Here is a 13,693-nt window from a genome sequence, read left to right as displayed (position 1 = left end):
AACATCATAAATAAATTTTAATAAAACATCTTTATTCTCACTAAAGTTATCAATAGTAAATTTATGATGTCCTAATTCTGGGAATGCCTATACAAGAATAGGATCTGGCTTTAACATATCATTAAATTCTTCTTCAGAAGGAATATATCCATCTTTATCTTCAATAATTTCGTAAAGTCTCATTCCATTATAAGGATATCCCATAAAAAGAATCTTTTTCAAATTTTTAATCATTTCATCATAATTTTGAATATCCTTTGAATCAAGGTACCCATATACATAATCTGGAATCTGTTGTCCATTTTCTGTTATGTGTGGCCAATTAAGTTCATTATTCATACAATAAACAACAATATCTTCTTGAGTGTTTTTAGGATCTTCAATATAATGAATACCATCATAAAATATTATTTTACATAATGTCCCATCTGCAAAGGTACTTTTTGATATAAGTGTTATAAACATACACAAAAAAATCATTCCTGAAATTAATCTTTTTAGCTTTTTCATATTATTTACTCTAACTCCTTTAAATCTAAATATTAATTTCTTATTCTCAATACAAATGAAATATTTTTATTTACCATCCTTTTATTCCAATATTTAATAAAAGGGGTTATACACTAATATTTAGTGTATAACCCCTTAATTTAAACTATTTTGGAGGCGCCACCCAGATTTGAACTGGGGAATAAAGGTTTTGCAGACCTCTGCCTTACCACTTGGCTATGGCGCCTTATATTTATTAGTATATATAATACTCTTCAAAATGTCTAGACTTTTTTATATTTTAAAGTATAAGAAGCTATAAATTCAGCTCCTTATACTTTATAAATGCTAAAACATGTCTACTTATTTTTTATAGCTTCTATATAATAAATTTCCGAATTATCAATAGTAGTTCTAGTACTTAAGTATTTATTTATTATTCTAACATTATCTTCTACAGGTAATAGTAAATCTTCTTTAACTAAATCACTTTTAGAATGCACATGGTTTATTTCATTTCTGCTTTGAGAATGAGCTATTATAACTTTTCCATTTTCATTTAATAATTTATATAAATGTTCAAATAATTTTTCTTTATCTTTAAAATGAGGGTATGCTGAATATATAAATATATAATCATATCTACCTTCATTAAAATTCATAATATCAGATACTACAAACTCAACATTTTCTTTCTTATATTTTTCTCTTGCTACTTCTATCATATTTTCTGAGATATCAACAGCAACCAATTTTGATGGCGACTTTTCTAACAAATAACTAATTAATATACCTGTTCCTGTTCCTATATCAAGAATTTTTGAGCCTTTCTCTATATCCGATAGTTGAAGTATTTTTCTTATTTTTTTATCATCATGATGACACATTTCATCCCATTTATAAGCTAAGCTATTAAAAAATTCTCTATTATTCATTTATCACAGCTTCTCCTTTTTTCACATGCTCTACAGCCTTTAATACTACTGGTATTAATATGAGCTGAATAATTATTCCTGGTATTGCTTTAATAAAAGTTGTAGTCAAAAATGCTGTAAATACAAAAACATTTCCACCTACTGTTAATAAAATATAATTTGCCACTCCAGATACTATTCTTCCAACAACCATAGCTACAATTAATGATATAAATATATTATACTTTTTATCTTTATATAATAGTCCTGTAACTATTCCATATGTTGCAAGCTCAAATGCCATAGAAACTCCTGTTGGGAATATAGCTGGCATTCCTAAAAGTACTGAATTAACAAAAGGTAATAATATTCCTAAAATCAAACCATACTTTTTTCCTAATATTACTCCACATAATAAAACTGGAATATGCATAGGTAAAAATATTTGTCCTGGCAAACTAGTTACATGAAAAACATAAGGTATAACTATACCTATTGCAAGAAACAATGCGGCCCATACCAAATCCTTTGTTTTTTCATTCATAAAAACTCCCCCCAATATTATATTTCTATTTTCCATAAATTGTTTAATAACAAAATTGTATCATTTTTAATTTTTTCCAACAACCTAGTTATACCTATATTATTTTTATTTTTCTCCTTAATTTCTATTATATTTTTTAAAATAACTACTTCTAGTACAATCTGCTACAATCATTTTAACATTTCAGCCACTCATAGCTATATTCAAAGATATAAAAAGAAAGAGCTGTCAAATTAACCGCTCTTTCAATATAAATATTTAATTATTTCTTGATGCTGGTAAATATGGTATTATTCTTTCAGCAAAACTTGGCATTGTCATAGTTTGAAGATATACTCTACCTGGTCCAGTTAAAGTCGTTAAAAACAATCCTTCTCCCCCAAATAATATATTTTTAAATCCCTTTACCATTTTAGCATCATATTTAACACTTCTTTCATAAGCTGCTATATTTCCTGTATCTACTATTAATTTTTCTCCTGGTGCTAAATCTTTTGCAACTACACTACCATCAATTTCAAGAAATACTTTACCTTTTCCTCTTACTTCTTGCATTATAAAGCCTTCTCCACCAAAGAATCCTCCTTTTACACTTCTATTAGTTGTAAGTGATAGATTAACACCTGGCTCTGCACATAAAAATGCACTTTTTTGACATACATATTCTCTTCCATCAGATAAATCTAGCACTATTATTTCACCCGGAAATGATGAAGATATTGTTATTTCTCCCGGATAGTGTTTCGCTGTATATGTTGCCATAAATATTGAATCCCCAGACATCATACGCCCTAAACCTTTAAATAATCCACCTTTCATATTCGTATTCATTTCTATATTTTCCGTCATCCAAGTCATTCCACCAGATTGTGTGTAAATACTTTCCCCTTGATTCAATCTTATTGTTACAGCAGGTAAATTTCCTCCAAAAATATTATATTCCATTTTATTTTCCTCCATTATGTTTTATTTATTATTCTATGTTATTTAAATCTAAAAGCGGACTTATATCACCTGACGTAACCTTTGGTAATACACCATCCCACTTTTCAATATACATTTTACTTAAAATTTCATCATTAAGATCTTGTGTTAAAATCTTATTTGCCTCAGCTTCACCTTGTGCTTTGATAATTTTTGCATCTGCTTCACCTTGTGCTTCAACTTTTTTTCTTTCAGCTTCTATTTCTGCTTTTTGTGCCTCTATTTTAGCAGTTTCTAACTCCTGTTGCTTATTTATTCTTTCTTGAATAGCTTTAGCTGTTTCATCATCTAATTCAATTCTAGAAAAATTTACTGAATCAATTATAATTCCATACTCATAAAACTTCTCTTTTACATGAGCTAATACATTTGAATTTAACTCTGATCTTTTTTCACCATATATATCAATTACTGAAAAAGTAGAAGATACTTCTGAAGTCCATGCTTTCATCTTACCTCTTATAAAATTATCCTCTATCTCTTTACCTGTTTGTCCCTTAAATCTAGTGAATGTTTCTGGAAGTCTATCTGAATCAAAATGATAGCTAAACTCTAAATCGACATTAACGGTCTTCCCATCTGATGTTGGTATCATAAATGAATCATCATCTAAAGAACCTTCCTTTTTATCTCTTGAAAGATACGCCTGCTCAGTTGCTACTGAATATTGTGATACCTTTTGAAATGGTGAAACAATTCTTAAACCTTGAGTTAAAATGTTATCTTGAATACCACCTCTTAAATTATATACAACTCCAACATATCCTGGTTTTATTTTATGTGTTGACAGTGTTATTAATACTCCTCCCACTACCATTACTCCAGCAACTACTATTCCACCAACTATTTTATTACCTTTTTTCATTTTTTTCGTCCCCCTGCTCATTAAATATTTTTTCATAATATCTCCTAATAAATTCTCCTATTTTTTCAAAACAGGGTGAAATTATTACCCAAAGTAAAACTAATCCTATTATAATAATTAAAGCTAATACCATTTCCTCCCCCTAAAAATTTAAATATGTATTTTTTATCTTTTTATACATTTCTAAAAATTATTTAAAACATTTTCTATAATTGTATTATATAGTATTAATTAACTTATATCAAATTGTTATTTTTTTATTTTGAGCTCTTATAGACCATATAGTAGCATATTTGATCTTTAAATTAAATTAACACATATTTATACTATATTTACGTTCTATTTCATTTTCTAAGGTTATTTAATAAATATTATACAAAAAAGGTATGAGGATTTTCCTCATACCTTTACTTATTATTTTAATATTAGTCTTTTTATATTCTTTTATAAATTAAACTTTCACTTAACTCTCTAAGAATTCACTTTTTCTGCATACTACTGGTAAATTAATAGTCTTATAATAACTTACCATTCTTATAATTACTATTGCTATTAACGCAATAAATTGTGCTACATCTACTCCAATTAGTGGATAAATAAACCAAAGCAAAGTTACTCCTATAACTCCTGCAACACAATAAATATCATGTTTGAATATTTGTGGTTTTCTATTTGTTATAATATCTCTTAAAACACCACCACCAACTCCAGTTATACTAGCTGCAAATATGAATAACATATAATTATAATTACTACCAATAGCTTTAACTGCTGCAGATACGAAAAATGCTGCTAGTCCAATAGCATCTATAAAAACAAATAAATTCTTGTGCTTTAGCCTTCCTTTTAAAAGTATGGCAAATAAAGTTCCAGCAATAATAAAAGGAATTGTCATATAACTTGTAAAAAATACTGGTATTCCAACATTTGTAACAATATCTCTAAGTACGCCTCCACCCATTGCTGTAATTATTGCAATTATATATATTCCAAAAACGTCAAATTCCTCTTCAATTGCTACTATTGCTCCTGATACGGCAAAAGCAAAAACTCCTATATACTCTAAAATTGTTATGTAGTCCAAAAAAAATCCCCCTCATTTATTTTTACAATAGACTAATTATTAAAATAATTGCGCCTCTGTCTTTTTACCTGAAAGATTCTCCTACTACATTTAAGATTGCTTCGTCGGTGTCTTTTATACATTAGACTTTCCAGAGTTTTCTCAAAATTTGGTCCTTTTGCCTGAGAGTTTGCCGCACTTTCCCCTTCGGCTCTGTAACTGTACAGTATCTCCCAAATTTCTCAACGAAATACCTGTAAATTATAATATATCTATTATCACAGTTCAATATCTAAAATACTTTTAACTCTATTTTCACCTAAAATGTAATTAGCTATATTAAATAATTCCTTATCTTCTGTGATTAAAGTTAAACTTTCATCAGTATAACAAGCACATATTTGTAATAAATCATTTTTTGATAAATTATTATTTTCAAATCTTCCTTTTATTTCGTAATCATATATCATAAAGAACCCACTCAGATAACTATTTTTAACTTCAATACTACAGGGTAAAAGCTTACAAAACCTTTCACTTAAAATTTCTTGCCTTCTATATATCTTTTTCTCTTTAATTGAAAGTTCTTCTAATACTTCTTTTAATATAACAACTTTATTTTTCTCTATCAATTTTCCTAAAAGCATTGAATTATCATTCCAAAGCTTAATAACAATATTAGTATCTAATAAATATTTTCCCATTTTCAATTCTCCTCTTTATTATCTCAATTATTATATAAATTCCTTTTCATTGATTAAAGTTCTATACATTAAAACTAAAAGGTCCTTATCTAATACTATTCTTAATATAACATATAATAAAATATTTTACTTTAATTTATAAATTTACTTTTATTTCACAATATTTATCCTAATAAAATAAGTTGTTAATGTAATTTTTTAAATCCATAAGGAGGATATTATTTTGCCTGAACTATTTACACAACCAATTTTTATAGATAATGAAGGTTTTAAACTTGATGAAGCTGGTTCATTAATTGCTGGGGTTCATATAGATGCAGATAAAGCTTATTCAGAACTTCCTGATTTACTACAAAAATTTATCAATACTCAAAATGAAGAAGTTTGGTCAGAAATCGAAAAGAAAATTGATTATATATATAGTGGTATCTTTATTATGCTAAATTATTTAGATGAAGAAACAAATTTTATGTGTAAACTGCAAGAGGAAGTTAAAAAAAATAAAATTTTACTATTTAAACCCAATATAATGTCTCCTGATTGTATATCTGGTTATAATCACGGTGCAGGTTCAGCCTATTCACTTGCAACAAAATGGCCTATGGTTGCCGCAATTATGCGTTGGTTTCATGATAATGGTAATATAAATTATTCTCAAATGGGATTAATTGAAGGTTGTAATGATTTAATTGCTTCAATATGCAACAAAACCTTTAGTTCACAAATTAATAAGATAATTACTAACGAAGGAATATTAGAAGGCAGAGTTGAAGGTTTAGTTGATGGTGAAATTAAAACTTTTGATGGTGGTTGGGGATTTTATTATGTACGTAAATATTTATCATCACATTGTTCACAAGATGAATCTGATAATCCAATGAATGGATACGAAGAAAGCTGCAACGGCATACTCCTTGCCCCTGGTGAAGCCAAGAATAAACTAATGATTTATGATATTAATACGCTTCAGGAAGTTCCTTCTAGAAAAAGTATTTTTCTTGAAAAATTCTCACTTGCTTTCAAGCTAAGTCAACAAGAAAATCAAGAAAAAGATTTATTTTATAATAAAATGATATATGGCAAAGGCTATTGGCCAAGCTTTAAAACCGTAGAATATTTATATAATATGACATATGTATATGGAGGCCAATCTTTAAAATCAATTTCCCTTTCTTCACCATATGGATGTTTATTTCAATATTGTGATATAGTAAAAAATTCTGGTAATTATACCAAAAATCCCTCAACTGCTCTATCAGATTACTTCAAGGATTTAAATTCTGGAGAAAAACCTTTACCTTTTACCTTCTTTGTCCCTCATGGCTTTGGAAAACTAAACGGAATTAAAGTTCCTAATACCATTGAAACAAATGATCCAAAACTAATATTTACAGCTCATTTTAAAGAAATATGGTAAAAATTTCACTAATAAGTATTTAAACTATCACTATAATTTATTGGAACTATAAACTAAAAACATACAGCTCCAATAAATTATAAAGTATCTACTATTGCCAACATACTATAAATGAAATTTATGTAAAATTCACTAATATTAACTCTATTATTTATAAAGAATTTCTTATGTAACATTTTGTAATCATAAGTCATAATATGTATAATAAAAATTTATTAAATAGGGGTGAAGTTTTATGTCTAAAAAATGTAGTTTTATTAAAACTCCAGATGATTTAAAAGCAATAAATAAAGGTTTATCTAAAATAACTACTCATGGAACAGAAACTTTAAATTTGTTTTGGAACACAGATATAAAAATATTAGAAAAAATATTACCACCACAACTTAAACCAGCTTCTTCAATGGTAATTGTATATGTATGTCATATTCCCTATATTAGCTTAGGAACCCCTTATTCAGAAGCAGGAATTATTATACCTGTATTATATAATAATGAATCTTATAACTATATGTTAGATGTAGTTTTATCAAATAATCAAGATATGGCTATGCTTATTGGTCGCGAAATCTTAGGCTTTCAAAAAAAACTTGCAGAAAAAATTACACTACACCGTAATGGAGACACAGTAACAGTATCAGTAAAACGTAATGGAATTAACTTCTTTAATGCTACAGCAGAAATAGTCACAAGTAATATTAATACTAATAATCTTACTACTAACTCTTCAAGCATTAATCAACCATCTATTTCAAAAGGTTTAACTCTTACTTGTAATTTCAAGTACAATTGCAATAGGTTGCTATTCAATAACATTGAACTACAAGAATATGAACAAGAAACAATTTTAGCCTCTACAGAAAAAGCAATTATTACTGATATTAATTTAACCCCTTCACTTGACAATCCTTGGTCAGAGCTTAAAGTAATTGAGCCACTAGGAGCACAATATCAAATCACTTCAGAATCATATGAATATCCACCTACCACTCTTGAAAAACTATATGGTCCCGAATATTACAAATATTTATTAGGAAGATATGATTCTTCTCAAATGGGATATCCCTATAGAAATTTTAATGATTAGAATTAATATTTTTTAAAATGAGGTAACATTATTATGAATATAATTAATAAAGAAATTCTAGGCAATATAAACATTGCTGATATGGATAAATACGGCTCTTCAATCACTGGTATAAGATTAAATGTTAACAACGCTTATACAGATATTCCAGATTTACTAAAAGAATATATAGATTCTAATGAAGAAGATAATGAAAGTTGGCAACAAATTCAAAATAGAATTAATTATATATATTCTGCTGTTTCCATAATGCTAGCTAAATTAGATGAAGAAACAAATTTTATACTGAAAGTTAAAGAAGATATATCTAATAATAAGCTATTAATATTCAAACCTAATTTAATTTCTCCTATATGTATTGATCCTACTACTCACGGTGCTGGCTTAATGATTTATTTAAATACAAATTGGAGTATAATTGCTGCCATTATGCGCTGGTTCCACGATTATGCTAATATCCATTACTCTCATATGGCTATTGCAGAAGGTGGCTGCAGCATTGAGCTTTATGGTGTTCAATATAGTAAGTATACTAAGCATACAATAACTAATGAAGCAATATTTGAAGGACGATCTCATGATTTTTATGGTGATGATGATAACTTTTATGGCGGATGGGGATTTTATTTTGCTCGTAAATATTTATCTTATCACTGTACTAGTGATGAAGATGATAATCCAATGAATGGTTACGAGGAAAGCTGTAAAGGTATTTACCTTTCTCCTGGTGAAGCTATTAATAAAATGATGATTTATGATATTAACCAATTACAAATAGATAGATCTAGAGGGCGAACTATTGATATTCCTGATGGTCAAAATTATTCTGAAATTGTTTTGCATAAGGTTATTGTTGGCGGAAATAGTTCAGATTTAGAAGATATAAAACTTTATCCTGGTTGTGTTTTAATTAATGTTCCTACCATGAAACTTCATGCTCAAGATTTAATTACTAATGCACTTAAAAATCTTGGACTCGGACTTTATCCACTTCAATGTGCAGTAACTGAAAACCCATCTGATACAAATTGGCTTTATGGATCTCAAAACACTAAAATACCGAGCTATAGAAGTTTAGTTCCACACTCTCCATTAATTATGAAAATAGATGGGAATACTCATCTCCCTATGCGAGATAAATATGGAAGGTATATTATAAAACGCACTGCCGGATTCTCTGGAACACAATGTGATATTATTAAAGCTGTGCAAAGTCAAGGAATATTAATTGTTAATATTTCTGATAATATTAATATAGTAAATGTTGTTCATGCTGTTCCTACTGAGGCACAACCTATTCCTGAAGGTTTTATTTGGGCCTCTTTAGATTGCGTAGCACTTGATACTTTTTGCGCTCGTTATTGTTTCAATACCCCCCAATGTTGGAGTCAAAAAAACTAAAAAAAGAATACCACTTCCCAACTGAATTCATTCATGATGTCCCTATAGCCAAAATTAAAAAACAACAAATAGTATCTACACTTTGGGTTGATTCTCCACTCTTTAGATACTATCTTTACAATGATGCTGAAAAAAGAGGTATAGGTTCCTGTTCATATTATATAAAGGGAGTAGATCTCACAAATAATACTAAACTTGCCTCTTATCATGGTCACCTTATATCTCTTAGTAATAATAATATGAATGAAGTATTAACAAAAACACTTTACTATAATTCTAATTCTATACTTCATAGCTTACAACCAACTATACTAAGCTATGCCAAATCTAATGATACTTTATTCCATAGTAATTTATATAAAGAATTACTTGCTGGATTTGATGAAAATCATGATGGAATAATTGATTATAATGAAAGAGGTACTGGCTTTGAAAATTCACTTATTGAAGTAATATCAAATACTTCTGATATTTCTGCTTTTGAAAAGTATGGTGACTTAAAAGCAACCTATCTAAGATCATTATTATGGCTTAAATATTCTAACTCTAAATGGAATGCTGACGGACATGATTTTTTAAAAATGAAAATTCTTACTATGCAACTTTATGAAGCATTTAAATTAAGTAATAATAAAGAACTGAACCATGATCTGTTTTTTCATAATATGGTATATGGCAAAGGCTATTGGCCAAGCTTTAAAACGGCTGAATATATTTATAATATGTCAACTATATATGGAGGCACAACAACTGAAACAATTTCTGAATACTCAGCATATGGTTCAATATTTAAATATTGTGATATTGTATTAAATAATAGCCATTACACCAGTTCTACAAATGCTTTATTAAATTATTTTAATGACTTAAAATCTGGAATAAAACCTCTACCTTTTACTTTCTATATACCTATTGGATTTGGAAAAATGAATAGAAAACCTATACCAAATACAGTAGAAACAAATAATCCAAATTTAACTTTTACAACTGAATTTAATGAAATTTGGTAATATCTTTTATATAAAATACTTTTTTTAAATGCTATTTTAAAGCTAAAGAAGGTTTATACTTTTTTAATTGAGATAAACCTCCTTCTCCATTTTCATATTTGAAATAAAAATACCTTTTGCTATTACATCAGTAAAAACAAAAGGTATTTAATATCGAAAGTACTATGGTTTTCATTATGTATTCCATAGTCAATTCAGTTTTCACCCATTTCTAGAACTACTAAATTTACTTAAAAGTCCTATTCATCCCATCCTTCTGGGAATTCAGCATTGTGGTAAACTTCTTGAACATCATAGTAGTTTTGACTGTTTAGATATGTTTTGACTTATTAGATGTAGTCATACAGTCATTTACAAGTATTTTAACAGTAATCATTTAAGTAACAATTACAATATGTATATCATAGTTTAAAAACTGGACTAAATCTGATGCATCTAATCCATCTAACTCTTAATAATCATTTATCATCTTTTCTATACTCTGATTATATGTTATTACAGGATATAATACAATAGGTAATTTTTGTTTATGTTCTTAATAGCTTTCCTACTCCTATTCTCTCCAGATTTAAAGTTGTAGCTTTTTAACTTCCTTACAATTCTACTATACTCCTCTATTTAAAATCTTAAATTTAATACAGGCTTATATTTTTGCCTGTGAGTTATTCTCCTATACAAAAAAGAGACAGTATTTAAACTGCCTCTAACTCATCTATATTAAACTCTGATACTGCTCCATGCTCTGCTATATAATCAGATAGGTATGCTCATCTATATCCATAAGCTGATTTAATCATCCCTTTACAACACTTAGAGATATGTGTGTTTGCATTAATCTTACCTAACCACCCCTCTGCATCTAATAAGCTATTAAATATTTTTAATGCCTCCCCTGTATTCTTATCTAACATTAAAACCTTAATCTTTTTTTTGTTAGACATTTTCTCTCTGGTTTCTTCCTTATGCTTATACCCATATAAATGATGTAAATTACCTGTCCTACCTCTCATGTAATCCCCACTTCTTCTCTTTACATCCTCACTATGTTTTAATCCAGATACACCCTCTCCTCCCCATGTAGCATTAACTAAGTTACATCCAGTACTATTCTTTTTAATGTCTATAATATCTATTCCATAACCCTCATCCATTACATACTCATTTATAATAAATGACTCTGTAGCTAGTGCCTCTGCCTCTGTCAATCCATCTGCTACTATTGTTACTGCTACATCTACTTTATTAAGAATGTTCTTAAAATGTTTAGACCTATTATTAATGTGATAGCATCTGTCTGCTTTTCCCTTACCTACATAAAAACATGTGTTATTGTCTAGTCTCCAATATTCATATATATAATAAATTCTCTCTTCTGGTACTTCTTTAATCTCTTTTATCTCTGTACTTATCATCTGTATCTACTCCTTAAAATCTGTGTTTCAAAAAGAGATACAGAGATTTAATTTACTTGTTACTAAAATTAAATAAAAAAGGACAAAAAAAAGAGAGCCATTACTGACTCTCTGTTACTGTTTACTTCTTTTTAGTTTTCTTATTCTTCTCTACATAGTTTTTATAATTCTTTCTAATATAGTCTATTCCTTTACTAGTTATTCTAGTTTGTAAATCCCAATCAGTTACTTTTGATATCTGCATACTAGTGAGGTCTAAGTTGATTAATTGTAATTCTTCTGGAGAATAACATTTTTTTAAATCTATCAAGTCATTAACTCCAAATCTCCCTATATTATTATTTATTAGCTTATTAACATTAAATAAAAAAGAGAGATGACCTTTTATCACCTCTCTCTGTTACTCTAATAAAACATTATTTAATATACTCTTTTTCTCTATAGTTTTCTTAGCTATTATTAATGCTCTTTCCATTATGTCTGTATCTGTATCATCTGATATAGTTGGAATAAATCCACCTGTTAATCTTATCTGTCTAAGTATTTGTTTAACTGCTCTTTTTAAGGATAATGCTACTGGTTTCCTACTTCTAAATAAGCACTCATAAAAACCATCCTCAGTTAAAAACCATCCAGTAACAGTTCTCCCTGTCTCCTTTATTCCTGTTCTCTTTATCCTCTCAGACTCATCTACAATAGTTATTAGCTTATTTACATCTACTTTACCATTAGTTTTATTAATATTATAATCTAATGCTCTGGCTACATCTGAGGCAAGGTAGAGAGGCTCATCTATAGAGCCATACATATAAAATTCTACATCATCTATTGTTCTAGTCCCCACTATTCTTAATTTATCTGTCATAATAATCTCTCCTATAATCTGTTTGTATTATCTATTTAATATCTTGTTTACATTAATCCCTCTATTGCTACATATAGATATTATTGTCTTTAAAGATAATGCTACCTCTTTCTCTGTTTTAAACTTGTTCTCAAAAATACCTTTTCTAGCCTTAAACCTCATACCATACTTATCACTCATAGCAGTATAAAAAGTATTATAAGCCTGTGCATGTCCATATGCTCCATCTATATGAGTACCCAATGCACTTATTAACATCTTAATCTTTTGTATATCTGTCTTAGATAATGCCTCTGCTACTAGATACTTATTAGTATTCTCTAAGTTATCAATGGTCTCTTTACTCTTCAGCAACTTTTTCTCCTGTTCCTTTAATAATGCATCCTTTTTAGCTATTGTATTCTGTGCTACTATAAAGGCTCTAGCCATTAAGTCCTCATCTGACTCCTCTGTCTTAACTGGTATATATCCTCCTGTTAATCTAATTTGTTTAAGTATTTTCTTTACCTCTGTTTTAAATTGTTTTGCTATAGGCTTTCTACTCAACATTAAAACCTCATATAGTCCATTTTCAGTTAGAAATAACATTTCTTGATTTCCTCCAAGGGTATAAACATTGTTTAACACCTTTTCATCCTCATCCACATTTCTTATCATTACAGACACATTACTATGTCCTATCCATTCCTTTACATCATTAGCTAAAAATAATGGCTCATCTGTAGTACCATATATTTTAAAATCTACTCCTAATAACTCTCTGCTTTCTAATACCTCTACTGTGTTTTTGACTTCTTTTGTCATCTTAATCTCTCCTCTAATTTATCTTTATCATTATTAACTGCAGATGTTTGCTCTCTGACACTACTTAATCCTTGTTACAAAAAGAGATACAGAGATTTAATTTAGTTGTTACTGCTCTAATTATAAATAAAACA

At 28.3% G+C, this 13,693-nt stretch carries 16 protein-coding genes, 1 tRNA gene and 2 riboswitches; of the genes, 4 read left to right on the top strand and 13 right to left on the bottom strand.

Going from position 1 to position 13,693, the window contains the following annotated elements; translation table 11 throughout:
• Nucleotides 1–87 precede the first annotated feature (87 nt).
• The 9 genes from TY07_RS17095 to TY07_RS00445 all read right to left on the bottom strand — a co-directional run bounded on the left by TY07_RS17095 (nucleotide 88) and on the right by TY07_RS00445 (nucleotide 5,563).
• Nucleotides 88–510, bottom strand: coding sequence for a hypothetical protein (locus TY07_RS17095; RefSeq protein ID WP_052330558.1), 423 nt, complete (start codon nucleotides 508–510; stop codon nucleotides 88–90).
• Nucleotides 511–661: 151 nt separating this feature from the next.
• Nucleotides 662–736 (bottom strand) — tRNA-Cys (locus TY07_RS00475).
• Nucleotides 737–848: 112 nt separating this feature from the next.
• Nucleotides 849–1,424, bottom strand: coding sequence for a class I SAM-dependent methyltransferase (locus TY07_RS00470; protein WP_042393689.1), 576 nt, complete (start codon nucleotides 1,422–1,424; stop codon nucleotides 849–851).
• Nucleotides 1,417–1,947: an ECF transporter S component gene (locus tag TY07_RS00465; RefSeq protein ID WP_042393686.1), complete on the bottom strand. Its 531-nt coding sequence runs from the start codon at nucleotides 1,945–1,947 to the stop codon at nucleotides 1,417–1,419. Before TY07_RS00465 ends, TY07_RS00470 begins: the two co-directional genes overlap by 8 nt.
• Nucleotides 1,948–2,205: 258 nt before the next feature.
• Nucleotides 2,206–2,892, bottom strand: coding sequence for a TIGR00266 family protein (locus TY07_RS00460; protein WP_042393682.1), 687 nt, complete (start codon nucleotides 2,890–2,892; stop codon nucleotides 2,206–2,208).
• A gap of 28 nt (nucleotides 2,893–2,920) precedes the next feature.
• Nucleotides 2,921–3,796 (bottom strand): prohibitin family protein, encoded by an 876-nt coding sequence (locus tag TY07_RS00455; protein ID WP_042393679.1) that lies wholly within the window; start codon nucleotides 3,794–3,796, stop codon nucleotides 2,921–2,923.
• On the bottom strand, nucleotides 3,783–3,929 hold the full coding sequence (locus TY07_RS18230) for a hypothetical protein (RefSeq protein ID WP_172676187.1): 147 nt from the start codon (nucleotides 3,927–3,929) through the stop codon (nucleotides 3,783–3,785). Before TY07_RS18230 ends, TY07_RS00455 begins: the two co-directional genes overlap by 14 nt.
• 330 nt (nucleotides 3,930–4,259) lie before the next feature.
• On the bottom strand, nucleotides 4,260–4,880 hold the full coding sequence (locus TY07_RS00450) for a trimeric intracellular cation channel family protein (RefSeq protein WP_042393676.1): 621 nt from the start codon (nucleotides 4,878–4,880) through the stop codon (nucleotides 4,260–4,262).
• A 54-nt stretch (nucleotides 4,881–4,934) separates the two neighbouring features.
• A riboswitch (glycine riboswitch) is annotated at nucleotides 4,935–5,016 on the bottom strand.
• 3 nt (nucleotides 5,017–5,019) lie between these two features.
• A riboswitch (glycine riboswitch) is annotated at nucleotides 5,020–5,105 on the bottom strand.
• Between the two features lie 32 nt (nucleotides 5,106–5,137).
• Complete coding sequence (locus tag TY07_RS00445; RefSeq protein ID WP_042393673.1) at nucleotides 5,138–5,563, bottom strand: PIN domain-containing protein; 426 nt, start codon at nucleotides 5,561–5,563, stop codon at nucleotides 5,138–5,140.
• A gap of 223 nt (nucleotides 5,564–5,786) precedes the next feature.
• Here TY07_RS00445 and TY07_RS00440 point away from each other — a divergent pair, with 223 nt between their 5' ends.
• The 4 genes from TY07_RS00440 (at nucleotide 5,787) to TY07_RS00425 (ending at nucleotide 10,478) form a co-directional block, all read left to right on the top strand.
• Nucleotides 5,787–6,980, top strand: coding sequence for a hypothetical protein (locus tag TY07_RS00440; protein WP_042393670.1), 1,194 nt, complete (start codon nucleotides 5,787–5,789; stop codon nucleotides 6,978–6,980).
• A 235-nt stretch (nucleotides 6,981–7,215) separates the two neighbouring features.
• The gene (locus tag TY07_RS00435; RefSeq protein ID WP_042393667.1) at nucleotides 7,216–8,067 is read left to right on the top strand and encodes an acetoacetate decarboxylase family protein; all 852 of its coding nucleotides are present in this window, start codon (nucleotides 7,216–7,218) and stop codon (nucleotides 8,065–8,067) included.
• Between the two features lie 33 nt (nucleotides 8,068–8,100).
• Entirely contained in the window at nucleotides 8,101–9,468 is a 1,368-nt protein-coding gene (locus tag TY07_RS00430; RefSeq protein WP_042393664.1) for a DUF362 domain-containing protein, read from the top strand.
• Nucleotides 9,447–10,478 carry a hypothetical protein gene (locus TY07_RS00425; RefSeq protein ID WP_042393662.1) on the top strand — a complete coding sequence of 344 codons (1,032 nt, stop codon included), beginning with the start codon at nucleotides 9,447–9,449 and terminating at the stop codon, nucleotides 10,476–10,478. The genes TY07_RS00430 and TY07_RS00425 overlap by 22 nt, the downstream gene beginning before the upstream one ends.
• 767 nt (nucleotides 10,479–11,245) lie before the next feature.
• Here TY07_RS00425 and TY07_RS00420 read toward each other — a convergent pair.
• The 4 genes from TY07_RS00420 to TY07_RS17510 form a co-directional block, all read right to left on the bottom strand.
• Nucleotides 11,246–11,890, bottom strand: a complete 645-nt coding sequence (locus tag TY07_RS00420; protein ID WP_042393660.1) for an NUMOD3 domain-containing DNA-binding protein — start codon at nucleotides 11,888–11,890, stop codon at nucleotides 11,246–11,248.
• A 121-nt stretch (nucleotides 11,891–12,011) separates the two neighbouring features.
• Nucleotides 12,012–12,200, bottom strand: a complete 189-nt coding sequence (locus tag TY07_RS00415; protein WP_042393657.1) for a hypothetical protein — start codon at nucleotides 12,198–12,200, stop codon at nucleotides 12,012–12,014.
• Nucleotides 12,201–12,290: 90 nt separating this feature from the next.
• Nucleotides 12,291–12,755 carry a BRO-N domain-containing protein gene (locus TY07_RS00410; RefSeq protein ID WP_052330557.1) on the bottom strand — a complete coding sequence of 155 codons (465 nt, stop codon included), beginning with the start codon at nucleotides 12,753–12,755 and terminating at the stop codon, nucleotides 12,291–12,293.
• Between the two features lie 27 nt (nucleotides 12,756–12,782).
• A complete protein-coding gene (locus TY07_RS17510) occupies nucleotides 12,783–13,559 on the bottom strand; it encodes a BRO-N domain-containing protein (protein ID WP_074431739.1) in 777 nt (258 codons plus the stop codon).
• Nucleotides 13,560–13,693: the final 134 nt, after the last annotated feature.

The organism is Clostridium saudiense (genome assembly GCF_000577815.1).
GTDB classification, from domain to species: domain Bacteria; phylum Bacillota; class Clostridia; order Clostridiales; family Clostridiaceae; genus Clostridium; species Clostridium saudiense.
This window is presented reverse-complemented; position numbering and strand designations above follow the sequence as displayed.

Bases quoted from the DNA above. Each gene is read 5' to 3' on its own strand.
- TY07_RS00435 (WP_042393667.1), top strand. From the start codon at position 7,216: ATGTCTAAAAAATGTAGTTTTATTAAAACTCCAGATGATTTAAAAGCA.
- TY07_RS00470 (WP_042393689.1), bottom strand. From the start codon at position 1,424: ATGAATAATAGAGAATTTTTTAATAGCTTAGCTTATAAATGGGATGAA.
- TY07_RS00410 (WP_052330557.1), bottom strand. From the start codon at position 12,755: ATGACAGATAAATTAAGAATAGTGGGGACTAGAACAATAGATGATGTA.
- TY07_RS18230 (WP_172676187.1), bottom strand. From the start codon at position 3,929: ATGGTATTAGCTTTAATTATTATAATAGGATTAGTTTTACTTTGGGTA.
- TY07_RS00430 (WP_042393664.1), top strand. From the start codon at position 8,101: ATGAATATAATTAATAAAGAAATTCTAGGCAATATAAACATTGCTGAT.
- TY07_RS00425 (WP_042393662.1), top strand. From the start codon at position 9,447: ATGTTGGAGTCAAAAAAACTAAAAAAAGAATACCACTTCCCAACTGAA.
- TY07_RS00465 (WP_042393686.1), bottom strand. From the start codon at position 1,947: ATGAATGAAAAAACAAAGGATTTGGTATGGGCCGCATTGTTTCTTGCA.
- TY07_RS00460 (WP_042393682.1), bottom strand. From the start codon at position 2,892: ATGGAATATAATATTTTTGGAGGAAATTTACCTGCTGTAACAATAAGA.
- TY07_RS00445 (WP_042393673.1), bottom strand. From the start codon at position 5,563: ATGGGAAAATATTTATTAGATACTAATATTGTTATTAAGCTTTGGAAT.
- TY07_RS00420 (WP_042393660.1), bottom strand. From the start codon at position 11,890: ATGATAAGTACAGAGATAAAAGAGATTAAAGAAGTACCAGAAGAGAGA.
- TY07_RS17510 (WP_074431739.1), bottom strand. From the start codon at position 13,559: ATGACAAAAGAAGTCAAAAACACAGTAGAGGTATTAGAAAGCAGAGAG.
- TY07_RS17095 (WP_052330558.1), bottom strand. From the start codon at position 510: ATGAAAAAGCTAAAAAGATTAATTTCAGGAATGATTTTTTTGTGTATG.
- TY07_RS00455 (WP_042393679.1), bottom strand. From the start codon at position 3,796: ATGAAAAAAGGTAATAAAATAGTTGGTGGAATAGTAGTTGCTGGAGTA.